Here is a 24,460-nt window from a genome sequence, read left to right as displayed (position 1 = left end):
CGGTCGATCGGGAACGTCGGGCGGCATCAGCCGGTCGTCCGCTCGGCGAGGATCGGCAGGGGCAGCGCCCGCCAGGTCGTTCCGTCCTCGAACCGCACGGTTCCGGAGGCGGGTATCTCGACGGGCAGGTGCGCGAAGCAGAGTTCGCGCCCGGCCTTCGGCGAGTACCCGGCCGACGTCACATATCCGGTCGGCGCCTCGGCGTCGATGCCGGAGACGCGCTCCCCGACGGAGCGGCGAGGCGCCTCGGGGCTGTCCGCCTCCAGGCCGGCCATCCACATCCGGCCGCCGAACTGGGCCGGCTTCTGAAGCGCCTCCCACCCCACGTAGGGGGGCTGCTTCCGCCGCGAGACGACGTGTTCCAGGCCGACGTCGAGGAGGTAGGTGCCCCGGTGGATGTCCAGCGGGCACAGGTAGAAGGCGAACTCAGGGCACTCCAGCCGGTAGGTCGCCAACACGTCCCAGCCGCACGGCGTGTAGCGCTCGGGGCGGGCGACCATCGCCCGCCACGCCTCGTTCATCACCTCGGCCGAGCCCCACAGCTCGACGCCGATCACGGTCCTGACCACCCAGGCGTCCGCGCCGCCCCGGGTGCGGACCGGGAGGCCACGGAACCGGCCAAGACGGGCCAGTGGTCCGGCGAACTCGTCGGCGAGCAGCTCCGTCATGGCCGCCAGCCGCCGCGGGCCCTTGAGGTTGAAGGAGCTGAGGTCCGCCTCCTCGACCCGGGTGTCGGGGAACCTCTCGATGGCGTCGTGCAGCCAGGTCGGCGGACGGGTGTCGCCGCCGACGGACAGGTGGAACGTCTCGTCGGCGACCCGCAGCACGACGCCCTCCGTGTCGACGGTCCCCTCCGGGGTCGTGAAGATCACGAAGCTGGCCTGGCCGACCTCCAGCAGGTCCACGCTGCGGGGCGTGAGCAAGTTCAGGAGGTCCGCCGCGTGCGGACCAGCGACGGAGAAGTAGTACATCCCGCCGCACGGGAACGCCCCCGTCCCCTCGGTCAGCGCCGCGTACTGGTCCGTGAACGGGGTGCCCCGCCAGGTGCTGACGGAGGCGACGTTGCCGCCGAGCACGCAGTAGGACTCCGGCTCGCCGTACCGTTCGGCGATCGCGCCGAGGGCATCGCCCGGGTCGTTCCTGCGCAGCGCCCTGGGCCGGGCCAGGATGGCCGGGTGCTCGGGCGGCAGCGTGCGCCACGCCCAGCCGTCGGCCGGGAAGGGGATGGCGGGGCCGAGGTCGAAGCGCGGCCCCAGGTCCCAGGGACGGAGGGCCAGGGCCGTGGACGGGTTGGGGGTCACCCTCTGGTCTCCTTCGCTGACGGGTTCGTCTGCGGGTCCGCTGACGAATGCGTTGCCGGGTTCGCTGCCGGGTTCTGTGCCGGGTTCTGTGCCGGGTGCGCGGCGGGGCTCGCCGCCGGGTGCGTCGGCCGGCTGACGGCCGTCTCGTTCATGTCCGGCCTCCGCTGGTCAGCCGGACCTTTCCGGTGTCCGTCCGGGGCAGCTCCGCCACGACGCGCACCTCGCGCGGCACCTCGACATCCCGCAGCACCGAGCGGCAGAAGGCGAGAACCTGACGCGGGGAGACGCTCAACGAGCGCGACTCCGCCACCAGGACCGGCACCGGGCCCAGGCGCGGATGCGCCTCGACGAGCAGGGCGAAGTCCCCGAGCCCCGGGCATCCGCTGACGAGCCGGTGCACATGGGAGAGGTCGACGTTCTGGCCGGCGACCTGGATGACCTGGTCGGCCCGCCCCGCCAGCGTCAGCGTTCCGCCGTCGAGCGTGCCGAGGTCGCTGGTGCGCACCTCACCGTCGGGGAACGGCCGCAGCACACCGGCCTCGCGGTAGCCGACGCCGTGGCCGGAGCCACCGACGACGATCCGGCCCCCGGACGAGCCGTCGGCCGCCGGCTCGACCCGCACCGTCATCCCGTCCAGCGGCTCGCCGACGGTCTCCCGCAGCGTCGCCGGGTCGGAGGAGGTGTTGAGGGTCACGGTCCCGGCCTCGGCCAGGCAGTAGGAGCTGCGCGGGGGAACCCCGAGATGCTCGCTGACCCGGTCGAAGGTGGCACCGGGAAGGGGCGCGGAGCTACAGATCGCCCACCTGAGGGCGTCGTAGCCGTCCCCTGGCCCGCCCCTGGCAAGCACCTCGTACATGTAGGGGACGCCGTAGACGAGCGTGGGCCGCACGAGGCGCACCTGGCGGTGGGCCTTCGCGATCCGCGCCCCGCCGAGCCGCCCGACATGCACCGTGGCGCCCGCCAGCAGGCCCGGCAGGAGGACCATGCCCAGCACGCCGGCGACCGACAGGGGCAGCGGCGAGTAGAGGACGTCGTCGCCGGTCAGCTCCAGGCGCCGGGCGTAGGCGCCGACGTTGTTGGCCAGCCCCGCGTGGCTGAAGCTCACGCACTTCGGGGTGCCGGTGGTGCCCGAGGAGGCGATGTCCAGCGCGATGTCCCCGGGCCGGCAGCGCTCGGCCGGGGCCGACGCGGCGTCGGCGGCGAGGAGTTCGGCGTAGGCGGCGGCGTCGCCCTCCGGCGACGGGCCGGCTCGCACGAGCAGCGCGGCGCCCGTCTGGTCCCGGATCGCGCGCAGCGCGTCGGGCTCCGCCGAGGCGGCCACCACGGCCGGCCGGGCGCCGACCCACCAGGCCCCCAGGAGGGAGGCGAGCAGTTCGACCCCGCCGCCGTCGTCGACGAGCAGGACGCCGTCGTCCCGCCCCAGGCCGCGCGCCGCGAGGCCGGCGGCCGCGCCGCGCGCGGCCGCCACCAGTTCGGTGGCGCTGTGCCGGCGGCCGTCCACGACCACGGAGCCCCGGCTCCGGCGGAGGAGTTCGAGAAGGGTCTCTCTTTCCACAGTCATCGCCGGTTCCTAACCGTGCTGCCGCTCTCCGGCGCGTTTTCCCTCGGTGAGCGACGTGATCGACGAGACCAGGCCGTTCAGCGAGGTCCACCAGTCGAGCTGCGCCTCGACGATCTCGTCGGAGTCGATGTCGAACTCCTCCTCCAACAGGACGAGGAGTTCCAGGACCTGAAGGGAGTCGAGACCGCTCAGGTCGTCCTTCTCGGCGTCCGGTGGATAGCCGAGTATGTTCTCCACAACGGCGAGGACGCGCTCGCGGACGTTGTTCTCCTCGGTGGGCCGATCTGCCATGAGCGTTCGCTTTCCGTGTCGTGGGAGCGCGGCCGGGGGCGGTCGCCGTTCACCGCGCTCTCGTGCTGTCTCGGAGAATCACTGCGACGGGGCGGCTGTTACTCGAAACGGAAGTACTTCGGCCTTTTCGGCTGCCCCTTGAAGTCCTTGGGGATTTCCGACACGAACTCGATCTTCTGCGGAATCTTCGTGGCGCTGAGCTGTTCCCGGCAGTGGCCGAGCAGCTCCTCGGCCGAGGTGCCGGGGGCGGCCACCACGCGGGCGACCGGCGTCTGCCCGAGGCGGTCGTGGTCCTCGCCGACGACGAGCACGTCCTCGACGCCCGGGTGCCGCAGCAGGGTGTCCTCGATCTCCTGGGGGTCGAGCTTCGCGGCACCGAAGTAGATCTTGTGGTCGTCGCGGCCCGTCAGGCGGATGAAGCCGTCCCGGTCCCGGTAGCCGATGTCGGTGCTGACGACCCAGTCGCCCTGGAACACCGCCGCGCTCTCCTCGGCGTTGTTCCGGTACCTGACGGCCGTGAAGGGACTCCGGACGCAGACGCGGCCCTCCTGCCCCTCGGGCAGCACGGTGCCGTCCTCCGCGCGGATCTCGACCTCCACGCCGTCCAGCGGCCGGCCGACCGAGGTGGCCAGGATCTCCGGGTCGTCCGATGCGTTGAACGCGATGTGCCCCGACTCGCTGCTGCACATGATGTTCCGGGGCGCGATCCCGGTCTCCGACAGCAGCCGGTGGATCGTCGAGGGGCGCAGCCGGGCCGAGGTGGTCAGGGCGAGGCGCACCCGCTTGGTCTGCGCCGGCTCGGGCCGCCTGCGCACGGCGAGTTCGTAGGAGTACGGCGTTCCCGACATCACCGTGATCTCCCGCTCGCCGATCGCCTGCCAGAACTGGCGCGGCGACTGGACGGGGACGGTCACCACGGCGGCCCCGGCGACCAGCGCCGGCAGCACGGAGGTCGTGGAGAGCGCCGTGGTCATGGCCGTCACCCGGTCGTCCGCGGTGAGGCCCGTCGCGGTGACCAGCTGCTCGATGTCGGCGTCGAGCCGGCTGACCGGCCGGTCCACGCACTTGGGGTGCCCGGTGGTGCCGCTGGTGAAGGTCTCGTGGGTGGCGTCCTTCGCGGCGTCGCCGACGGGACCCGGGGGCGCCTGGAGCAGGGTGGCGAAGGACAGCGTCCCCGAGCCGTCGGGCGTGACGTCCGAGACCTTCACGACGGGCTCGCACGCCGCGAGCGCGAACTCCAGCTCCCGGTCCTTCAGATAGGGCGGCAGCACCGCGACCCGCAGGCCCAGCGACCAGCCGGCGAGCGTCAGGGCGAGCGACTCCTCGAGACCGGGGTGGGAGATGACCAGACAGACGTCCGCCTCGGCCGGGCGCACGGTGCGGCGAAGTCCCTCGGTGAGCCTGCGGGTGAGTTCCGCGAGCGCGCGGTACGACGTGGTGCGCCCGTCCCCGACAATGGCCGGCCGGTCGTCGTTCTCCCTTTCCAGCACTGCGTTGACGATGCTCGCCATGTGCGCCTCCTCGATATCCACGTCAGGCTTGTCCGGGCGCTGGAAATCGAGGCCGATTTCCGCTCCTCGAAGGAGGGAGAAAATCCCCCGCAGCCTGTTCGACTCGACAAGGTCACACCACCGCACAACGCGTCGTCAACTGTTCGTCGAGCGCATGTGAACGCGCGGAAGAAAGCGGTGTCGCACACGTGGGAACAGCCGTGCGCGCACCCGCTTCAACGGGTGGGCGCACGGCGGTTTCCGACCGTTCGCCGAATGTTGTGACTCGGTCAGCCCTTTCTGGGAGATTCCGGCCGGAACGTCAGGAGAATTCCACGAATTCGAGGAGCGGGGAGTGTTCGCTCCCGGTCAGCGCGGCCAGGTAGTGCTTGCGGAGCACGGAGAGCGCCGAGCCGGTCGGGAGGTCGAGGTCGTCCACGCGGGAGACGTCCACGAGTTCCGCCAGCGTCCCGGCCAGGGCCATGCCGTCCGCCGTGTGGACGTCCGTCAGGGTCACCGGCGCCCGGGTGAAGGGGACGCCCACCTCGGCGGCGAGACGCTCCACCACGTCCACGGTGATCGACGGCAGGCACCCCTCCCACGGCGGCGGGGTGACGACCGCGCCGTCGCGCTCGACGAGCACCGCCGCGCCGGCCGCCTCCGCCAGGCGGCCCTCCGGGTTGAGGAGGAGCGCGTCGTCGTAGCCGGCCGCCCGGGCGGCGAGCCGGGCGAGGCGCGTGAGCTGGTAGTTGGCCACCGCCTTCACCTGCGCCGGCAGGGAGTCGGGCGCCGGCCGCCGCAGGGCGGAGACCTGCGTCCGCACCGTCGCGTACTCCCTCGGCTCCTGGGCGAACGCCGCGATCGTCAGGCTGCACCCGCCGGCGTCGTCCGTGACCCGCGCGCCGACCGCCATGGGCCGCACATACGCGACGGTCGCCCCGGTGGCGGAGAACTCCGCGCGGGCGACGACCGAGGCGGCCCGCAGCACCTCCTCCGCGTCGTAGGCGACGGGCAGCCGAAGGGCGCGCGCGTGGCGCAGGAGGCGCCGGGCGTGCGCCCGCCCGCTCAGCAGCCGGACCCGGCCGTCGGCCGTCAGGTCGGCCCGCATCCCGTCGAACACGCTGGCCGCGCGGACCACGGCGTCCGACATGAGTGGCACGGACAGGTCGGACCACTCCCGGAGTTCGCCGTCGGCCCAGACGGCGCCGTTCTGCTCGGCACTCATGATCCTTCTCCTTGTGTCCACGGGTCGTTTGTCGGCACATACCGCCAGGCGGCGACGGCCGCCGTGAGGCACTCCTCGATCCGCCCGAGCGCGTGGGGGAGCGCGAAGCGGACCTCCGCGTGGGATCGGGCGCTCCTGCCGATGTGGGAACGGACGGAGGGCTCGGTGAGCAGGTAGTCCAGCTTGTCGAGCCACTCGTCCCGCCGCCCCGGCTGGGCCAGCACGCCGTGCCGAACGCTGCTGACCACGTCCCGGTTCTGCGGACAGTCCGCCGCGACCAGGGGGCGCCCCGCCGCCAGCGCGCGCAGGGCGGGGAGCGTTCCCCGGCCGGACGCGCTGGGCACGAGCACCACGTCGCTGTCGGCGTGCAGGGCGGGCAGGGCCCCACGGTCGCGCACCAGCGTGGTGGCGTCCCTCCCGCTCCAGATGTCGTCGGCCGGGCCGGGGCGCTCCTCCCCCGCCGCGAGCACCACGGCGTGCACGCGGCGCCGGCGCTCGGTGCCGAGCCGGTCGAGCAGGGCGGCCACGAAGCGCTGGTCGTCGAGGTCGATGGCGGACACGTCACAGAACACGCGGAGCCGTCGCGACGACGGCGCCTCGCGCCTCGCGCCGTCCTCGACGCGCGGCGCGAACGGGGCGAGCCGCACGCCGGGCGGCACCACGAAGACCCGGTGCGGGTCGGCGCCGTGCCGCACGGCGGCCCGACTCTGGCGTTCCGACTCCACCAGGAGGCACGAGGAGGGCAGGCGCCGGCAGACGAGGCGGAGGTAGCCGGGCGCCGGAGGGTCCTGGCCGAAGAAGTCCGAGGGAAGCAGGAGGAGCAGCGGAACGCCGAGCGAGTCGGCGAGGACCGCCGAGGTGACCGGCGCCGCCGGGCCCATGCCGAGGATCGCGTCGGGTGGGACGGTCAGGCGCGCCAGCCCCTGCCGGGCGCGCGTCGGCACCGGCGATATCGCCTCGTCGGGCCCGGTGGCGCGCGGCTGTTCCCCGTCCTCTCCGGGTGGGCCGCCGTCTGCGAGCGGCAGGAGGGTCACCTCGTGCCCCAGATCGCGGAGCCCGGCGACCAGGACGCGGGGGTCCCGGGAACAGTCGCCCTCCGCCGGGAGGTCGCGGTCGGCGACAAGAACGATTCTCATGAGGTGACGTCCTCGGGGAAGAGGGTCTCTCGCCGCACCAACGGGGTCACTTCCCACTCTTCGGGGCCCCAGGGGGCCGCCGGGAGGTCGTCGAGGGAGACTCCGGCCTCCGGGTGGGATCGGCCCCCTCGGCCGCCCGACCTGATGTGGGGAACGACGGTGTCCGCCAGTCGTTCGGCGAGGAGCGGGGCCAGGGTCAGCTTTCCGGGGACCGCGACCAGGACGTTGCGGTACGGCGTGGGCAGAACGGCCATGGGGGAGATGCCGAGCGCGACATCCCGCAGCGGTTCGACCTTCACCGCCGGGTACACGCCCCACAGGGCGTCGTCGTCGTTCCAGAGGTCGGGGAGGAAGCGCCGCAGGGTCGGCCGGATGCCGGCCAGCCAGGCGGAACGCGCATGGCTGATGTCCGTGCTCGGCGCATAGCTGATGAAGTCCGACACCAGCAGGTGTCTGCTGGTGTCCGTGGCCCGGCCGCGCGGCACCGCGAAGAGGTGGGACGCCTCCTGCTCCGGTATCAGCAGCCCTCTGTCGCCGACCGCCGCCGAGCGCACCACCAGCATGAACGACTGGCGCCTGGCGATGCGGGCGGAGACGTCGGCGTCGAGGAAGATGCCGGGGATGCCCTCCCCGTTGGCGAACACGAAGCTGTCGCCGCGCACGCGGACGTTCCGCTGCCCGGCCCGCACCAGGACGGATGTCGCGGTGGTGCCGGTGCGGTCGGGGTCGAGCCGGAGCACATGGCCGCTCCGCAGCGCGACGGTCGACCGCTCCAGGATCTCCCGGAGCACGTCCAGCGGCCGGATCGCGGTCTCCGGGCCGGTCAGGCGCCAGCGGCAGGGCCCGGCCCCGACCGCCTCGGCCGGCACGCGGCCCAGGCCGAGCCGCTCCCAGGTGCCGACGATCCCGTCGCGTGTCTCGTCCTTCACGCCGACGACCTCGCAGGTCACCACCGCGTCGCGGGCGGCCGTCCGGCTGATGAGCCGATCCCAGCGTCGGGCCCCCCGGTCCAGCTGGTCGATGTCCTCGGGCGGCGCGTCGAGGAACACGGCGCCCCGGTGGAGCCAGCCGTGGCACTTCCCGGTCTGGCCCGAGCAGAGGCTGTCCCGCTCGATAACCAACACCGGCACGCCGCGCGCCTCCAGTTCGACGGCCGTCAGGAGTGCGGTGACGCCGCCGCCGACGACGACCGCTCCCGGCCAACGCAGCTCCGCCGGCGCGCCGTTCACCGGGTCCGACACCGTGTCCGACGCGACGTCGAGGGGGGACGGCGAGCCCGCCGTCTCGTGCGCCGTCACTGACCGCTCACCCTGATGCGGGTGATGTACGTCAGCTGAAGTCCCCGTCGGACGAGGCCGTTCTGCGCCTTCGGGAGTTTTCCCCGAGGAATGCTGCAACACCAGGATTCGGACCCACCGTGCACGCCGATCTCCAGCCAGTCCTTCACCGGGTGTCGCGGATCGTCGAGGGTGGACTCGACCACCGAGAACCAGGCCGGTTTCACCAGCGGCCCCAGCGCGGTGGGGATGGGCCCGGCGAGCGAGAAACGCAGCACCTCGTCCGCTTCGTGGACCGCCACGAGGACCTGGTTCTCCTGCGCGATCACATAGGTCGCGGCGGCGAGTCCGGCGAGCACCGTGCGGTTCCGCCGTGGCTCCCCGAAGCGAACGGTGCCGGACGCGGGGTCGGCCCACACCGTCGCCGAGCCGACGCGCAGCGGTGTCCGAGCCTCCATCGGCCTCTCCTTCCGTTTCCGTCTGACCGGGTGGCACGTGCCGGGGCGTGGTCAGGTCGACGGCCCGACCTCCGCCCTGGGTCCCTCGGCCTTCTGCGCCTCCAGCGAGGAGGCCAGGTCCAGCCAGACGGCGGCGCACTGCCGCGCCACCTGGGCGACGGACTCCCTGGCGTGCGCCGGCACCGTGGTCGCGAGGCGGCGCCACTGCTGATCGTCGGCGTGCGCGCTGAGCAGCCGCAGCAGTAACCGTCCCTGCTCGTTGAGCCGCAGGGCCGGATCGCGCTGCAACCTGAGGATCAGCGCCTGGGCGCCCCGGATGTGGAGGATCGGGTGCAACGTCACGTTCGCGCTGGTGAGATGGCGCGCGACCGCCGTTGACACCGGTTGTGTCCGCGGGGCGTCGGGCGGGGGCTCCTGGCCCCCGGCGGCCCGCCTCTCCCGCGCGACGGCCGGCGCGACGTCCGCCGTGACGGCGGCCTCCGCCGGGGCGCGCCGGCGCCGCTGCGACGCGAGCAGCGGGTCCCGTCCCTGCCGCACCCGCTCGCGCACGTCCTTGGCGGTGGCGGGGGCGATGCCGGCGGCGGCGGCGATCTCCCGGAGCGACGCCTCCGGGTGCTCGACCAGGAACCGCCTCGCGCGTTCCCTTCCGTCGGCCGCGTCGACCGGACGGACCCGGCCGTCGCGCCCCACGCGAGGCGAGTTCAACTGACCGGACTGGTCAGTTGAACGCCGCCGGATGGCGCCCACGGTCGCGGGCGAGATCCCCGCGACGGACGCGATCCTCCGATCCGACCAGGTGGGATGCGACCGCATGATCCTGAGAGCGGCCGCCGAGCGGTCCCGCTGGCTGAGGGCCAGCCCGTGTCGCGTGTTCAACCGGACGGCCACCACGAACTCGTCCTCGCCGTGCCCCTCGTAGAACCGCGCCTCGATGTGGCGGTCGCCTCTCAGCCGGGCGGCCTCGACGCGGTGCATTCCGTCGATGACGCGCATCGTCGCGCGGTTCACGAGGATCGGCGGCAGCCGGTACTCCAGCCGCGCCAGCAGCTCCACGTGCTGCGGGTTCTGCCCTCCCAACCGGGGCGAATCGGCGGGCAGCAGTGAGTCGATGGCCACGGTCGTCACCGTGGAGTCCGAATCCGGCAACCCCGCGCCGTCCTGTGCGTCCGGTTCGGGCCGCGCCACAGGATGGTCTGCCAGTTTTCCGCTGTGCTGCGTCCGCTCAGCCAAGACTCTACCTTTCGGAAAATTCCCTGCCCCCCGGAGCATCCACACACCGTGAGAGAGCGACTGTTGCCCGGTAAGGACAGGCACCATCGAGCGACAATGTGCAAGGTAGTTCAGAATGTGCCGTACTCAACCACGGCCGGCCCGCGTCGGCCGGGCACGCGGACGACAGTGAGCGGGTGTGCGGGATTTCCGCGTTGCTTAAGCGCACTTCGGAAGGTCTGACACAGGGCACGGAAACGGCTCGGGTCCAGGATGTGGATGACCGCGCCCACCTCCCCAAAGCAACTTTGCTACTGCTCACACCATGATTCATGCCTGCGGTTTTGACATGCATCACCAGTTCCAACTGCAAACTGTGGCGAGTCTAAGCCACCCCGGGAGACCTGACAACCCGTCGGGCGACGACCGCACGATCACCCTGCGCAGTCACTCCGCGACTCCTTTCCCCGGCTCGTCGGAGAAAATGAACGACCAGTGACAACGCCGTGGCAAACAAGCTAACCTGCGCTCCAGTTCGGAGACGCCCCGTCATTCGTTGACCGGTGTCGAGCTGAATTAAACTCGGCAGAAGGCGAATGCCTGGCGCCGAGCTTCATCATTGCCACACAGAAAGCGCGACCACCTCGAATGGGCCTCCGTGGTGTCACACGACAGGCCGGCGACATGAATTCCGAGGTGATCGTCGCAGTTGACGCGAGCACGGAGGGGTCCCGCCCGGCCGGACGGAAAGCCCCCCACAAAAACCAAAGGGGCACCCCGCCGGCGGACCGGCGGGGTGCCCCTTTGTCTTTGTCGAGTGGTGTCTCGGCTCCGCTTGCCGCGGTCAGTCCTCGCGCTTCCAGCGCGGCTTGTCCGCCCGGCGGTCGAAGGACGAGGAGGAGCCGCCGGGACGCTCGCCCCGGTAGCCGCCCCGGTCGCTGCCGCCGCGCGGGCGGTCGTCGCGACGGAACCCGCCACGGTGGTCGTCGCGACGGAAGCCCTCGCGCTCGCCACCCCGGAAGCCCTCGCGCCGGAAGCCGCCGCCCTCGCGCTCGCCGCCCCGGAAGCCCTCGCGCCGGAAGCCGCCCTCCTCGCGCCGCGCGTGCGGGCGCCGGTCGTCCCGGAACCCGCCCCGCTCGCCGCCGCCGCGCGGCCGGTCGTCGCGACGGAACCCGCCACGGTCCCCGCCGCCCCGGTGCCCGTCCCTGCGGAACCCGCCCCGGTCACCGCGCTCGCCACGGTCGCCGCCGCGCTCGTTGCGCGCCGCGTCGACCCGGGCGGCCTTCTCGGCCCGCCGCGCCTCGCGCAGCGCCTCCCGCTCGGCCTCGCGCTCCGCCTCGGCGAGGGACTCCGCCCTGGCCTCGGCGGACTTGGCGATCGCCTCGGCCGGGTCGTCGCCGCGCTCCCGCGCGGCCCGCGCCGTCAGCCGCTCCGCCTCGTCGACCAGCTCGGCCGCGCGCGTCTTGGCCTTCTCCAACTCCCGCGCCAGCCGCGCCACCTCGCGCTCCGCGTGCTGGGCCGCGCCCATCGCGGCCTCGGCCTGCACCTCGGTCAGCGAACGGGCGCCCACGATGTCCGCCACGTCCGGCGCGAACAGGTCGCCCCGCCCGATGGTGTGCCGGGCGGCGTCGACGCCCGCGTCCTCCATCAGCCGGAAGATCGTCCGCCGCTGGTGCGGCAGCGCCAGCGAGACGACCGTCCCGGAACGCCCGGCCCGCGCGGTGCGGCCCGAACGGTGCAGGTAGTCCTTGTGGTCACCGGCCGGGTCCACGTTGAGCACCACGTCGATGCCGTCGACGTGGATGCCACGGGCGGCGACGTCGGTGGCCACCAGCACCCTGGCCCTGCCGTCCTTGAAGTCCGCGAGGGTCCGGGTCCGCGCGCCCTGCGTCATCCCGCCGTGCAGCGCGTCCGCGCGCACGCCCGCCTCGCGCAGCTGGCCGGCGACCCGGTCGGCGCCCAGCTGGGTGCGGACGAACACGATGGTCCGCCCCTCGCCGCTGGCGATGGCCGCCGTCAACGGGGCCTTGTCGCGCGGCTTCACGATCAGCACGTGGTGGCTCATGGTGGTCACCGCGCCCTGCGCCGCGTCCACCTCGTGGCTCACCGGGTCGACCAGGTACCGCTTGACCAGGGAGTCGATCTCGTTCTCCAGGGTCGCGGAGAAGAGCATCCGCTGGCCGCCCGGCGGCACCAGGTCGAGCAGCTCGGTGACCTCGGGCAGGAAGCCCAGGTCGGCCATCTGGTCGGCCTCGTCGAGGACCGCGACCGACACGTCGTCCAGCGAGCAGGCCCGGCGGCCGATCACGTCGCGCAGCCGGCCCGGCGTCGCCACCAGCACGTCGACACCGCGCTCCAGGGCGTAGATCTGGTTCCCCATGGAGGTGCCGCCACAGACCACCTTGAGCCGCAGGCCCAGCACGTTGCCGTAGGGCTCCAGCGCGTCGGCCACCTGCATGGCCAGCTCGCGGGTCGGGGTGAGGATGACGGCGCGCGGCCGCTTGGGCTGGGTGCGCCCGCCGGCCAGCCTGGCCAGCAGCGGCAGCCCGAAGCTGAGGGTCTTGCCGGAGCCGGTGCGGCCCCGGCCGAGGATGTCATGGCCGGCCAGCGCGTCGGGGATGGTGGCGGCCTGGATCGGGAACGGGGTGGTGACGCCGTTCTCCGCGAGTTTGCGCACGATCTCCTGGGGAAGTCCGAGATCGGCGAAGGTCATGGTGGGCTCGTCGTCCAAGGGCAATACGGCCTCGGGCGTGGTGAGAGTCATGCGGGGTGAGAACCTTCCGGAGTTCTGAGTCGTCGGCACGCGCCTTTAGCTCCGTAGGTGCTCTGGACCGCCTGCGATGCGATCAGCCACGGTGAGAGAGGAGGTACGCGCCACGCGGCGCGCTTCACAGGGGCGCCGGGCAATGGGATCAAACGATCTACAAGCATACGCACGGCTTCGCCCGGGGCGCAAACGCGCCCCGATTCCCCTTCTCCCAGGGCGAGTTGCGTTCTCCCGGTGCCCGTTGCGCCCTCCCGGCGCACGCCGCGACCGCACGCCGCGCCCCGCACGCCGCCTAACGGCGCCGGCGCCGGCGCCGGCGCCGGTCAGCCGTAGCCCAGGGAGTGCAGCCGCTCGTCGTCGATGCCGAAGTGGTGAGCGATCTCATGCACGACGGTGATCTCCACCTCGGCCACCACCAGCTCCCGGTCGCCGCCCTCGCGCGCGACCATCCGCAGCGTCGGCCCCATGTAGACGGAGATCCGGTCCGGCAGCACCCCCGCGTACCACTCGCCACGCTCCGTGAGCGGCGTGCCCTCGTAGAGGCCGAGCAACTCGGGGTCCTCCGGCGGCGGCTCGTCCTCGACGAAGACCGCCACGTTGTCCATCAGCCGGGTCAGCTCCGGCGGAATCCGGTCCAGCGCCTCGCTGACCAGCCCCTCGAACTCCTCACGCGTCATCTCCAGCACGCCGGCGATTCTTCCGCACGGCGGCGGTCGAGGGGAATGGCCGGCGGCGCACAAGCGTTTTGCCGATGGGCCTCGCGATCGCCTATGCTGCTCGGGCCCACCGGCGGTGTTTCCGTGGGCTCTTCCAGGCCCCCGTCGTCTAGTGGCCCAGGACGCCGCCCTTTCAAGGCGGTAGCGCGGGTTCGAATCCCGTCGGGGGTACCTCGTTCCGTCGCGCTGTTTCGTCGCGCCAAGCCCTGTGGTCTCTCCACGGTGCGCGACCTCTCCGTTCTCTCCTTGCTCCCGGTCCGGGGCCACGGTCTCCTCGGCCCCAACTCCCCCCTCCGAGCTGCGACTTCGCGCCCCGAGCGCCCCGGCCCAACACGCCTGACGGCCGCCCGCACAGCGGTGCGGAGGCCCCTCCTCCGCGTGATACGCTGATCCAGCGATGCCGACCGGTGGCACACGGTGAGCGTTTTCACCGTCTTCCCCGTCGGCGGACAGCCGGGTCCTGTGGAGCAGTTTGGAGTGCTCGCCACCCTGTCAAGGTGGAGGCCGCGGGTTCAAATCCCGTCAGGACCGCTTCGGCTGGGTAGCTCAGTTGGTACGAGCGTCCGCCTGAAAAGCGGAAGGTCGCCGGTTCGATCCCGGCCCCAGCCACACCTCTTGATTCACCCGAGACCCTGGCCCGCCGGCCGGGGTCTTTCCCGTTGGCGCCTCCCCTGAACTACCCCATCGCCGGAAAGTCCCCGCTCACCGCCCGCCCGGGTGGCGCCGGCGCCAGGTCCAGAACACCGCGCAGGACAGGGCCGACCAGCCCGCCAGCACCAGATAGGGCTGGGCGTGCTGGTGTCCGGAGAAGTAGACGGCGGTGTGCTGGGCGTTGACCGAGGCGCCCGGCGGCAGCCAGCGGCCGACCGTGCCGAGGACCGAGGGGAGCAGCGGCCAGGAGACCGCTCCTCCCGAGGAGGGGTTGCCGAGCAGCACGAGAAGCGCCCAGGTGGGGATCAACGCCCAGCGCCCCAGGAGCGTGTTGAACATGGTGAAGAGCATCCCCGCGGTGAACATCGTGGCCGCCAGCGTCAGCCAGGACTGGGGGAACGGCAGCGGCACCACGTCCAGCAGCCAGTCGACGGCCGCTACCACGCACAGCCCACCCAGCAGCGAGTAGCCGGCGATCACCCCGATCCGCTCCAGCGGCCGCAGCCGTGAGGCGTGCACGCCGAGCTGGATCGCGCCGAGGAAGCCGCAGATGACCACGGCCAGGTTCATGTAGAAGAGGGCCAGCCCCCGGGGGTCGCCCGGGTGGAGCGGCCTGATGTCCCGGACGGTGATCTCGTTGCCCGTCTCCCGGGCGGCCTTCGGCGCCGCGCGTTCCAGGAGTTCGGCGACGGAGGCGCCGGCCGCCCCCGCGAGGTCCAGCTCCAGCCGGGCGCCGCTCCCGTCCCCCGAGCCGGCCGACCCCGAACCGCCCCCGTCGTCGGGGCCGCCCCGGGCGGCCCCGACGACGGCGAAGACCCGCTGCCCCTCGATCTCCTCCACAGCCTGTTGATAACTTTCCACCCGCCGCGTCTCGATCGAGCTGTCCAGCCCCCGCTCCAGCGCCCGCAGGAACGCGTCGACGGCGGCCGTCTCGTCCGCAGCGCTCGCCCCCGGCCGTTCCACCACCGCGACCGGCAGGGTGCGCGGCGTCGGGTTGGCCATGGCGTAGCTGTAGGAGCCGGCGAAGATCCCGGCGGAGACGCTCAGAATGAGCGAGATCACCAGGGCCGGCAGGAACGTCCCGCCCTCCGCCGACGGCCGGTGCTCCCCGGACGACCCCTGACCCATCACATAGCGCACCCTAATGACCAAAAGCCGCGTAACAGACAGAACGCGCCAGGCCCGATATCGGCTCGCCGCCCGCCGCGCGAAGGTGAGATTCTGGACTCCGTATGTCTACCGACACCTCCCCCGTCTCCCTCTCGGCCCTCGCCGACCGCCTCCCGTCGCTGAGCCTCGCCGACGAACTGCGGCTCGGCCGCCGGCTCGAAGGCGCCCGCCGCGTCAGGAAGCCCGCCGCCCGGCAGGCCGTGCTCGCCGAGATCGCCCAGGCCGTCGACACCGCCGAGCAGCGGGTCGAGCGTCGCCGGGCCGCCGTGCCGGCCATCGTCTATCCCGAGCAGCTGCCGGTCAGCCAGAAGAAGGACGAGATCCTGGCGGCCGTCCGCGACCACCAGGTGGTGATCGTCGCCGGCGAGACCGGCTCGGGGAAGACCACCCAGATCCCCAAGATCTGCCTGGAGCTTGGCCGCGGGGTGCGCGGCCTGATCGGCCACACCCAGCCGCGCCGGATCGCGGCGCGCACGGTGGCGCAGCGGGTCGCCGAGGAGCTGGGCGGCTCGGTGGGCGAGGTGGTCGGCTTCAAGGTCCGCTTCACCGACCAGGGCAGCGACCGGACCCTGGTCAAGCTGATGACCGACGGCATCCTGCTCGCCGAGATCCAACAGGACCGCGAGCTGCGGCAGTACGACACGATCATCATCGACGAGGCGCACGAGCGCAGCCTCAATATCGACTTCCTGCTGGGCTATCTCGCCCAACTCCTGCCGCGCCGCCCCGACCTGAAGGTGATCATCACCTCGGCGACGATCGACCCCGAGCGCTTCGCCCACCACTTCCGCGACGCGCGGGGCGAGGCCGCGCCGATCGTCTCCGTCTCCGGCCGGACCTACCCGGTGGAGGTGCGCTACCGGCCGCTGCTGGAGGAGAGCCCGGGCGGGGACGGCGAGGACGACGCGGGCGGCGACGTCGACCGGGACCAGGTGACCGCGATCTCCGACGCGGTGGACGAGCTGATGGCCGAGGGCCCCGGCGACATCCTCGTCTTTCTCTCCGGGGAGCGGGAGATCAGGGACACCGCCGACGCCCTGGAGAAACGGCGGCTGCCGCACACCGAGGTCCTTCCGCTCTACGCGCGCCTCTCGCACGGCGAGCAGCAGCGGGTCTTCCAACGCCACAGCGGCCGGCGGATCGTGCTGGCCACCAACGTGGCCGAGACCTCGCTGACCGTTCCCGGCATCCGCTATGTGATCGACCCGGGCACCGCGCGCATCTCCCGCTACAGCCACCGCACCAAGGTGCAGAGGCTGCCGATCGAGCCGATCTCGCAGGCCAGCGCCAACCAGCGCAAGGGCCGCTGCGGGCGCACCAGCGACGGCATCTGCGTCCGCCTCTACTCGGAGGAGGACTTCCTCGCCCGCCCCGAGTTCACCGACGCCGAGATCCTGCGCACCAACCTGGCCTCGGTGATCCTCCAGATGAACGCGGCGGGCCTGGGCGAGGTGGAGCGCTTCCCGTTCATCGACCCGCCGGACCACCGCAGCATCAAGGCCGGCGTCCAACTCCTGGAGGAGCTGGGCGCGTTGGCCGGTTCCCGGCTGACCGAGACGGGCCGCAAGCTCTCCCGGCTGCCGGTGGACCCGAGGCTGGCCCGGATGGTGCTGGAAGCGGAACGGAACGGCTGCGTCCGCGAGGTGATGGTGATCGTCGCCGCGCTCTCCATCCAGGACCCGCGCGAGCGCCCCGCCGACAAGCAGCAGCAGGCCGACGCGCAGCACGCGCGGTTCCGCCAGGGCCCGGGCGAGGACTCGGACTTCATGGCGCTGCTGGCGCTCTGGGAGTACGTGCGGGAACGGCAACGGGCGCTGTCCTCCTCGGCGTTCCGGCGGATGTGCCGCAGCGAGTTCCTCAACTACCTGCGGATACGCGAGTGGCAGGACATCTTCAGCCAGCTGCGGCAGGTCGGCAGGACGATGGGCGTGGAGCCGGCGGGCGAGGAGGCGCCGGCCGCCGCCCCCCAGGTGGTGCACCAGTCGCTGCTGGCGGGGCTGCTGTCCCAGGTCGGGCTGAAGGACACCGAGAAGCACGAGTATCTGGGCGCGCGGGGCGCGAAGTTCGCGGTCTTCCCCGGCTCGGCGCTCTTCAGGAAGCCGCCGCGCTGGGTGATGTCGGCGGAGCTGGTGGAGACGTCCAGGCTCTGGGCGCGGATCAACGCCAGGATCGAGCCCGAGTGGATCGAGCCGCTGGCAGGACACCTGGTGAAGCGCACCTACAGCGAGCCGCACTGGGAGCAGAAGCAGGCGGCCGTGCTGGCGTACGAGCGGGTGACGCTCTACGGGGTGCCGATCGTCGCCCGGCGGAAGATCAACTACGGGCGGATCGACCCGGAGGTCTCCCGGGAGCTGTTCCTGCGCCACGCGCTGGTGGAGGGCGACTGGAAGACCAACCACCGCTTCTACCAGGACAACCGTCGACTCCTCGCCGAGGTCGAGGAGTTGGAGCACCGGGCCCGCCGCCGGGACATCCTGGTGGACGACGAGACGCTCTTCGACTTCTACGACCAGCGGATTCCGGAGGATGTCGTCTCCGGTGCGCACTTCGACTCCTGGTGGAAGAACAAGCGCCGCGAGGACCCGGATCTGCTCAACTTCGAGAAGTCGATGCTCATCAACGAGCGGGCCGGCGAGGTCACCGAGCGCGACTATCCCGACACCTGGCGCCAGGGGCGGCTGGCCCTGAAGGTCACCTACCAGTTCGAGCCGGGCGCCGACGCGGACGGCGTCACCGTTCACCTGCCGCTTCAGGTCCTGAACCAGGTCACCTCGGCCGGCTTCGACTGGCAGATCCCGGGCCTGCGCGAGCAGTTGGTGACCGAGTTGATCAGGTCGCTGCCCAAGCCCCTGCGGCGCAACTGCGTGCCGGCGCCCGACTTCGCCCGCCGCTTCCTGGGGCAGACGCCCGAGCCGACGGACGCCCCGCTGCGCGCGGCGCTGGCCGCCGGGCTGACGCGGCTGACCGGGACGCGGATCGGCCCGGAGGACTTCGACACGGAGAAGGTCCCGGCCCATCTGCGGATCACCTTCCGCGTGGTGGACGAGCGCGGCCGCAAGGTGACCGGCGGGCCGGCCCCCGAGGACAAGGACCTGGAGGCGCTCAAGCTGCGCTTCAAGCCCCGCGCGCAGGCGGCCCTGGACCGGGCCTTCAGCGGGGGCGCGCGGGGCGCGAAGGCGGCGCGCGCCGGCGCGTCCCAGGGCGCGGACGCGGGCGCGGGGGTGCCGGAGCAGCGCACGGGGCTCACCCGGTGGACCCTCGGGACGCTGCCGAAGGTGATGGAGACCCGGCGCGGCGGTCAACCTGTGAAGGCATTCCCGGCGTTGGTCGACGAGGGCAGCTCGGTCGCGGTGCGGCTCTTCGACAGCGAGCCGGCGCAGACGGCCGCGATGGCCAGGGGCACCCGGCGGCTGGTGCTGCTCAACCTGCCTTCCGATCCGGCGAAGTTCGCCCAGCGGAAGCTGGACAACGCCGGCAAGCTGGCGCTGGCCAGCACCCCGCACGGCTCGGTGCCCGCGCTCTTCGACGACGTGGTGACGGCGGCCACCGACCAGCTGATCGCGGCGCACGGCGGCCCGGCGTGGGACGAGGCGGGCTTCACCAGGCTCTTCGACGCGGTCCGCGCCGACGTCGTGGAGCTGACCCTGCGGCTGACCCGCCAGGTCAGGGAGGTGCTGGCGGCCTGGGGCGCCTGCGAGCGGCGGCTGGCCAGCGTGCGGGGCGCCACCCTGCGGCCGGCGCTCGACGACGTCAGGGAGCAGCTGAACGGCCTGGTGCACGCGGGCTTCGTCACGGAGCACGGCGCCCGCCGGCTGCCCGACCTGCTGCGCTATCTCCAGGCCGTGGACCGCAGGCTCCAGCAGCTGCCCCACCAGGCGGAGCGCGACCTGGCCAGGACGGCCAAGGTCAGGGAGATGATGGACGAACACGCCTGGCTGCTGGAGCAGTTCGCGCCGGGCACGCCGGTGCCCGAACGGGCGTCGGAGATCCGCTGGATGATCGAGGAGCTGCGGGTGAGCTACTTCGCGCACGCCCTGGGCACGGCCTACCCGGTCTCCGAGAAGCGGATCATCAGGGCGGTGGACGCGCTGGCCCCCGCGCAGCCCTCCTGACCTGGCGAAAGCCCGGTCCTCCCGGGGCTGGTGAACCGATTGGCCCGGGACCTGCCGGCTGGGGTAGAGTCACCGACGCAGCTTGGTCCTGTGGAGCAGTTTGGAGTGCTCGCCACCCTGTCAAGGTGGAGGCCGCGGGTTCAAATCCCGTCAGGACCGCTTCCGTTCAGCGTTTAGTTCAACTCTTTACCACCAGCCCGGACCCCACAGGGGTCCGGGCTTTCGCTGTGACGGGGCGAGGAGGGGACGAGTCGGGCACGGAAGCGGGCGTACTACCGTGCCAGCAGGGGCGCAGGCAAGCGAGGACGTGTGTGACGGGAGTCACTGAACTCGATTGCGCGCTGGACTCGTTCGACCCCGTAGAGACACCCGCCAATTTAATATGTGCAATTGCACCGGTAGTTGGGGACATCTCACGGACCCTCAGAAACCGTCCCCAGAACGCAAAAAGATCGCGCCGGACCCGGCGGAGTCCGGCGCGATCGAAGCCAAGCGGTCCGGAGTGGGGGCTCCGGGGCCTGGGATGTGCGGTGTTGCTCAGGCCTCGCCACGCTGCTGCGGGATGCCCGCCAGAAGTGCGCGCACCTCCGCTTCGCGGTAGCGGCGGTGCCCACCGAGCGTGCGGATAGACGTAAGCTTGCCCGCCTTTGCCCAGCGTGTGACCGTTTTCGGGTCAACGCGGAACATCGTGGCAACCTCAGCCGGGGTCAGCAGCGGCTCGGCATCAGGGGTGCGAGCGGTCATGAGCGGCCTCCTCGGGAGAACCGAACCATCACGGTTCTTTCCTCTAAATTCTGCACCTTGACCCGCGTTGCCCGAAATGACAGACGCGGGTCGAGTCGGTTATAGGACGAACGGCTTGTCCTCGGCACTACAACTACACCATCCGTCCAGCCGGGTCGGCCAAACCGATGGAATTGCCCTCTCAGGTGTTCAACCTCGGCGGAAGCCGATGGACCATGCCATAGCGGACAGTCACACAGCCGTAACGATCAGTCACAGCGTGATGAGTCGCCATCAGCCCTACCAAGGAGGTGCAATACCGATCCATCCGCCCCTCGACGGACAGAAGGGGCCCCTCCGAACTCCTTGTCCTATTTTGACACGAGGGGAGTACTTGAAGGCAAGAGTCCGTACAGTGCCTTCCATCACGCTTGGGGCTTTAGTCCCCTCACGCCCCACTGTCAGTTGGCGAACTGGCGTTCTCGCACGGCCATCCAGCGATCGGTCAGTCCTTCGTAGATCCGCTGGGCCCGTTCGAGATCACCGGCGGCCAGGGCCCCCAGCCCCTCGGTGACCTCGGCGGCGGAGTGGTCGGCCGCCAGCTGGTCCTCGGAGATCGTATAGACCAGCCCGCCGTAGTCCAGTTCGACCAGCGAACGCGGATGGAACTCCTCCAGCCACCGCCCGACCTCCGTCAGCGCCGCCACCATCGGCCCCTCGGGCATCGCCTCGCGCACCGCTCGCAGCCCCCTGGCCACTCTCCGCCGCGCCTGGACCATCGGCGTCCGGTAACGCAGCCTGGCGGCCCCCTCGGCGGGCCGCTGGGGGGCCTCCCTGAACTCCCGCTCGTCGTCAGCGAACAGCACGAACCAGCGCACCGGCACATGCCAGAGCGCGGAGCGTATCCACGGCCGCGCATCGGGGTTGCGCTCCCGCCAGCTCGTGTAGTCGTCCGACGCGCGCCGGCGCACGCTCGGCGGCAGCGCGGCGTCCACCACCGACTGCGGCATCAGCCAGTGCCCCACCTCGCCGAGCGCCTGCCAGGACCGCAGCCTGGTGCGCCAGGGGCAGACGCAGAGCACCCCGTCCAGCCAGGTCACGAACGCGTCCCCGCTCTCCCGCGCCGGGGCTACCCGGGGCGGCGTCGCCACCACCGCGCGCAGCGCGGACCGCAACTCGTCCTGCACACCGGGCAACTCGGCCCGGCGGGCGTACTCGGCCCACTCCGAGCGCTCGGGTTCGGGAAAGGCCGCCAACGGCTCGTACACCCTCAGATACGCCGCGTACGGAACCTTCGGCACGCCTACCCTCCCAGCTCGAACACCGGCCAACCGGCCGCCCCCGCACCCGAGACGCGGGCGCTCACCTCGATCGTGTCACTACCGCGCACCCACGGCATCCCCGAGGCCGGGGTCGCCGTACCCTCGTCTCACCAAGCCCTCCCCATCAGCGAGGGCGTCCTCATCGACCTACAGGAGTCACCACCGTGACCGACGTACGTCCTGCTGTCAGCGGCGACAGCACACCCGAGGCCGAGGTGCTCGACACCCTGTTCCACTCGGACCAGGGCGGACACGAACAGGTCGTGCTCTGCCAGGACCGGCCGACCGGTCTGCGGGCCGTGATCGCCGTCCACTCGACCGCGCTCGGGCCCGCGTTGGGCGGCACGCGCTTCCACGCCTACCCGGAGGCGGCCCACCCCGAGAGCGCCGCCCTCGCCGACGCCCTCCGGCTGGCGCGCGGCATGACCTACAAGAACGCCCTCGCTGGCCTCGACCACGGCGGCGGGAAGGCCGTGATCATCGGAGATCCCGAAAAGATCAAGTCCGAAGAACTCCTGCTCGCCTACGGTCGCTGCGTGGCCGCACTCGGCGGCCGTTACGTCACCGCCTGCGATGTCGGCACCTATGTCGCGGACATGGACGTGGTCGCCAGGACCTGTCGCTGGACCACCGGCCGCTCCCCGGAGAACGGCGGCGCCGGCGACTCCTCCGTGCTCACCGCCTACGGCGTCTTCGAGGCGATGCTCGCCTCGGCCGAGCACCGCTGGGGCTCCCCCGAACTGACCGGCCGCACCGTCGGCATCGCCGGCGTGGGCAAGGTCGGCCACCTGCTGGTCGACCAGCTGATCGAGGCCGGCGCCCGGGTGCTGGTCCACGACGTCAACCCGGACGCGGTCCGCCGCGTGCTCACCGCGCACCCCTCGGTCGTCGCGCTGCACTCCGAGGACGAGTTGATCAGCGACCCCAGCCTGGACATCTACGCACCCTGCGCCCTGGGCGGGGTGCTCAACGAGCACACCGTGCCGCTGCTGCGCGCCGGCATCGTCTGCGGCGCCGCCAACAACCAGCTCGACCACCCCGGCGTCGAGAAGGACCTGGCCGAGCGGGGCATCCTCTACGCCCCCGACTACGTGGTGAACTCGGGCGGGGTGATCCAGGTGGCCGACGAGTTGCACGGCTTCGACTTCGCACGTGCGAAGACCAAGGCGGCGGACATCAGGCTGACCACGCGCGAGATCTTCCAGCGCGCCGAGTCGGACGGCGTTCCCCCGGCCGTGGCCGCCGACCGGATCGCCGAACATCGAATCGCGCAGGCCAGGGGCCTGGATCGCCCGTTTGCGTAAGACATGTCACCCCCCACGGACGAGTCGTACTGGGAAAGAAGGTAAAATCGCCGTTGACCAGCAGAGAGGGTTCATCGGGCGGCGGGCGTGGCGGCTCGGGTCCTGCGGACGGCGTACCGCGGGGTCCCGGAAGCAGGTACGGTTAAAGGCCGATGGACTGGGCGCTTCTGAAGGGCCCGCTCTCGATCATGAACGGATGTCAACACTCCGGGGCCGTCGTGCCCCGTCGTTGAGGGGGTCGAGCCAATGGGGCGCGGCCGGGCCAAGGCCAAGCAGACGAAGGTCGCCCGCCAGCTGAAGTACAACAGCGGCCGGACGGACCTTTCTCGCCTGGCCGAAGAGCTGGGTGCTTCACCGACGCCGGACCAGCCGCCGTCCAACGGCGACAGGTTCGAGAGCGACGATGAGCTGGACGACGACCTGTACGCACGGTACGCGGAGATGTACAACGAAGAGGACGAGGAGGACGACCAGGAGCCGTCCCCCGACTCCTCCAAACGGCGCGGCGCCTGACCCGCGCCGCGCGCTCCCGGCTGACAGACGATGCTCGGCTGACGTAGGACAACTGGCCCGGTCCGGGGTTCTCCCGGACCGGTCTCAGTCTTGTTCGGGGCCATGTGTGGGTCTTCCGGGCGCGGCGCGGTGCCTCCGGGCTCAGCCCGGGTTCAGCGCGGGTGGTCTCCGGTCAGCGTGACGGTGCCAGGACCCTCGGCCGTCGCCTCCGCGTGGACCTCGCCGAGCACCCAGGCCGGCACGCCGCGCTCCGCCAGCAGCGCCAGCGAGCGGTCGACCGCCTCGGGGGGCAGCACCGCGACCATGCCGACGCCCATGTTGAGCGTCCTCTCCAGTTCCTCCCTGGCGACCCGGCCCACCTCGCCGACCACGTCGAAGACCGGGGCGGGCGTCCAGCTGGCCCGGTCGACCACGGCCCGCACCCGCTCGGGCAGCACCCGGGCCAGGTTGTTCGCCAGCCCGCCGCCGGTGACATGGGCGAAGGCGTGCACCTCGACGGCCTCGGCCAGGGCCAGGCAGTCCAACGAGTAGATCCGGGTCGGCTCCAGCAGCTCCTCGCCCAGCGTCCTGCCGAACTCGGGCACCTCCCGCTCAAGTCCCCAGCCGGCCTGGTGCAGCAGCACATGGCGGACCAGCGAGTAGCCGTTGGAGTGCAGTCCGCTCGCCCCCATGGCCACCAGCACGTCCCCCGGCCGCACCCGGTCCGCGCCCAGCAGCGCGTCCGCCTCGACCACGCCGGTCGCGGCGCCGGCCACGTCGTACTCCTCGGCGCCGAGCAGGCCCGGGTGTTCGGCGGTCTCGCCGCCCACCAGGGCGCAGCCGGCCAGCACACAGCCCTCGGCGATGCCCTTGACCAGGGCGGCGACCCGTTCCGGGTAGACCTTGCCGACGCAGATGTAGTCGGTCATGAAGAGCGGCTCGGCGCCGCAGACCACCAGGTCGTCGACCACCATGGCGACCAGGTCGCGGCCGACGGTGTCGTGGATGTCGAGGCGCTGGGCGATGGCCACCTTGGTGCCCACCCCGTCGGTGGCCGACGCCAGCAGGGGGCGGCGGTAGCGGGTGAGCGCCGAGGCGTCGAAGAGACCGGCGAAGCCGCCGAGGCCGCCGACGCTCTCCGGGCGCTGGGCCTTGGCGACCCACTCCTTCATCAGCCGGACGGCGGTCTCGCCGGCCTCGATATCGACACCGGCCGCCGCATAGCTGGCTCCGGGCACGTTCGTCGTCATCAGGT

At 71.9% G+C, this 24,460-nt stretch carries 18 protein-coding genes and 4 tRNA genes; 7 read left to right on the top strand and 15 right to left on the bottom strand.

The window, feature by feature from the left end; all coding sequences use genetic code 11:
• Positions 1-26: 26 nt before the first annotated feature.
• From FH609_RS20790 to FH609_RS20745, 11 genes are all read right to left on the bottom strand, one after another.
• A complete protein-coding gene (locus FH609_RS20790) occupies positions 27-1,301 on the bottom strand; it encodes an aminomethyltransferase family protein (RefSeq protein ID WP_139672223.1) in 1,275 nt (424 codons plus the stop codon).
• 148 nt (positions 1,302-1,449) lie between these two features.
• Positions 1,450-2,862 carry a class I adenylate-forming enzyme family protein gene (locus FH609_RS20785; RefSeq protein ID WP_139672226.1) on the bottom strand — a complete coding sequence of 471 codons (1,413 nt, stop codon included), beginning with the start codon at positions 2,860-2,862 and terminating at the stop codon, positions 1,450-1,452.
• Between the two features lie 9 nt (positions 2,863-2,871).
• Positions 2,872-3,153 (bottom strand): phosphopantetheine-binding protein, encoded by a 282-nt coding sequence (locus tag FH609_RS20780; protein ID WP_139672229.1) that lies wholly within the window; start codon positions 3,151-3,153, stop codon positions 2,872-2,874.
• Positions 3,154-3,251: 98 nt separating this feature from the next.
• A complete protein-coding gene (locus tag FH609_RS20775; RefSeq protein ID WP_139672232.1) occupies positions 3,252-4,664 on the bottom strand; it encodes a class I adenylate-forming enzyme family protein in 1,413 nt (470 codons plus the stop codon).
• 301 nt (positions 4,665-4,965) lie between these two features.
• Positions 4,966-5,868 (bottom strand): aminotransferase class IV, encoded by a 903-nt coding sequence (locus FH609_RS20770; RefSeq protein ID WP_139672235.1) that lies wholly within the window; start codon positions 5,866-5,868, stop codon positions 4,966-4,968.
• Positions 5,865-7,004, bottom strand: a complete 1,140-nt coding sequence (locus tag FH609_RS20765; protein WP_139672238.1) for a glycosyltransferase family 4 protein — start codon at positions 7,002-7,004, stop codon at positions 5,865-5,867. Before FH609_RS20765 ends, FH609_RS20770 begins: the two co-directional genes overlap by 4 nt.
• Positions 7,001-8,302, bottom strand: coding sequence for an FAD-dependent oxidoreductase (locus tag FH609_RS20760; protein ID WP_193318052.1), 1,302 nt, complete (start codon positions 8,300-8,302; stop codon positions 7,001-7,003). The genes FH609_RS20765 and FH609_RS20760 overlap by 4 nt, the downstream gene beginning before the upstream one ends.
• The gene (locus tag FH609_RS31190; RefSeq protein WP_193318053.1) at positions 8,299-8,739 is read right to left on the bottom strand and encodes a hypothetical protein; all 441 of its coding nucleotides are present in this window, start codon (positions 8,737-8,739) and stop codon (positions 8,299-8,301) included. Before FH609_RS31190 ends, FH609_RS20760 begins: the two co-directional genes overlap by 4 nt.
• 51 nt (positions 8,740-8,790) lie before the next feature.
• Entirely contained in the window at positions 8,791-9,855 is a 1,065-nt protein-coding gene (locus FH609_RS20755) for a hypothetical protein (protein ID WP_226961845.1), read from the bottom strand.
• A 937-nt stretch (positions 9,856-10,792) separates the two neighbouring features.
• Complete coding sequence (locus tag FH609_RS20750; protein ID WP_139672247.1) at positions 10,793-12,712, bottom strand: DEAD/DEAH box helicase; 1,920 nt, start codon at positions 12,710-12,712, stop codon at positions 10,793-10,795.
• Between the two features lie 326 nt (positions 12,713-13,038).
• On the bottom strand, positions 13,039-13,401 hold the full coding sequence (locus tag FH609_RS20745; protein WP_122183363.1) for a metallopeptidase family protein: 363 nt from the start codon (positions 13,399-13,401) through the stop codon (positions 13,039-13,041).
• A 128-nt stretch (positions 13,402-13,529) separates the two neighbouring features.
• Here FH609_RS20745 and FH609_RS20740 point away from each other — a divergent pair.
• The 3 genes from FH609_RS20740 to FH609_RS20730 all read left to right on the top strand — a co-directional run bounded on the left by FH609_RS20740 (position 13,530) and on the right by FH609_RS20730 (position 14,040).
• Positions 13,530-13,602 (top strand) — tRNA-Glu (locus FH609_RS20740).
• A gap of 285 nt (positions 13,603-13,887) precedes the next feature.
• Positions 13,888-13,962 (top strand) — tRNA-Asp (locus FH609_RS20735).
• A 4-nt stretch (positions 13,963-13,966) separates the two neighbouring features.
• Positions 13,967-14,040 (top strand) — tRNA-Phe (locus FH609_RS20730).
• A gap of 93 nt (positions 14,041-14,133) precedes the next feature.
• Here the strand turns inward: FH609_RS20730 and FH609_RS20725 are convergent.
• Positions 14,134-15,210, bottom strand: a complete 1,077-nt coding sequence (locus FH609_RS20725) for an ABC transporter permease (protein ID WP_226961844.1) — start codon at positions 15,208-15,210, stop codon at positions 14,134-14,136.
• A gap of 104 nt (positions 15,211-15,314) precedes the next feature.
• Here FH609_RS20725 and hrpA point away from each other — a divergent pair, with 104 nt between their 5' ends.
• Positions 15,315-19,364 carry an ATP-dependent RNA helicase HrpA gene (gene hrpA / locus FH609_RS20720; protein ID WP_139672253.1) on the top strand — a complete coding sequence of 1,350 codons (4,050 nt, stop codon included), beginning with the start codon at positions 15,315-15,317 and terminating at the stop codon, positions 19,362-19,364.
• A gap of 84 nt (positions 19,365-19,448) precedes the next feature.
• Positions 19,449-19,523: transfer RNA gene (locus FH609_RS20715), tRNA-Asp, on the top strand.
• A 378-nt stretch (positions 19,524-19,901) separates the two neighbouring features.
• Here FH609_RS20715 and bldC read toward each other — a convergent pair.
• On the bottom strand, positions 19,902-20,108 hold the full coding sequence (bldC, locus tag FH609_RS20710) for a developmental transcriptional regulator BldC (protein ID WP_019431930.1): 207 nt from the start codon (positions 20,106-20,108) through the stop codon (positions 19,902-19,904).
• Positions 20,109-20,548: 440 nt separating this feature from the next.
• Positions 20,549-21,388 (bottom strand): hypothetical protein, encoded by an 840-nt coding sequence (locus FH609_RS20705; protein WP_139672256.1) that lies wholly within the window; start codon positions 21,386-21,388, stop codon positions 20,549-20,551.
• Between the two features lie 185 nt (positions 21,389-21,573).
• Between FH609_RS20705 and FH609_RS20700 the strand changes: the two genes are divergently transcribed.
• Both FH609_RS20700 and FH609_RS20695 read left to right on the top strand, forming a co-directional pair.
• Complete coding sequence (locus FH609_RS20700) at positions 21,574-22,713, top strand: Leu/Phe/Val dehydrogenase (protein ID WP_226961843.1); 1,140 nt, start codon at positions 21,574-21,576, stop codon at positions 22,711-22,713.
• 246 nt (positions 22,714-22,959) lie between these two features.
• A complete protein-coding gene (locus FH609_RS20695) occupies positions 22,960-23,226 on the top strand; it encodes a DUF3073 domain-containing protein (RefSeq protein ID WP_122183368.1) in 267 nt (88 codons plus the stop codon).
• 152 nt (positions 23,227-23,378) lie between these two features.
• On the opposite strand, the gene purM is transcribed toward FH609_RS20695, so the two are convergent.
• Positions 23,379-24,455 (bottom strand): phosphoribosylformylglycinamidine cyclo-ligase, encoded by a 1,077-nt coding sequence (gene purM / locus FH609_RS20690; protein WP_139672259.1) that lies wholly within the window; start codon positions 24,453-24,455, stop codon positions 23,379-23,381.
• Positions 24,456-24,460: the final 5 nt, after the last annotated feature.

The sequence above is a fragment of the Streptomyces sp. 3MP-14 genome, assembly GCF_006334905.2.
Lineage (GTDB): Bacteria > Actinomycetota > Actinomycetes > Streptomycetales > Streptomycetaceae > Streptomyces > Streptomyces triticirhizae.
Note: the sequence above shows the minus strand (reverse complement) of the source record. Positions and strands in the feature narration are given on the sequence as shown.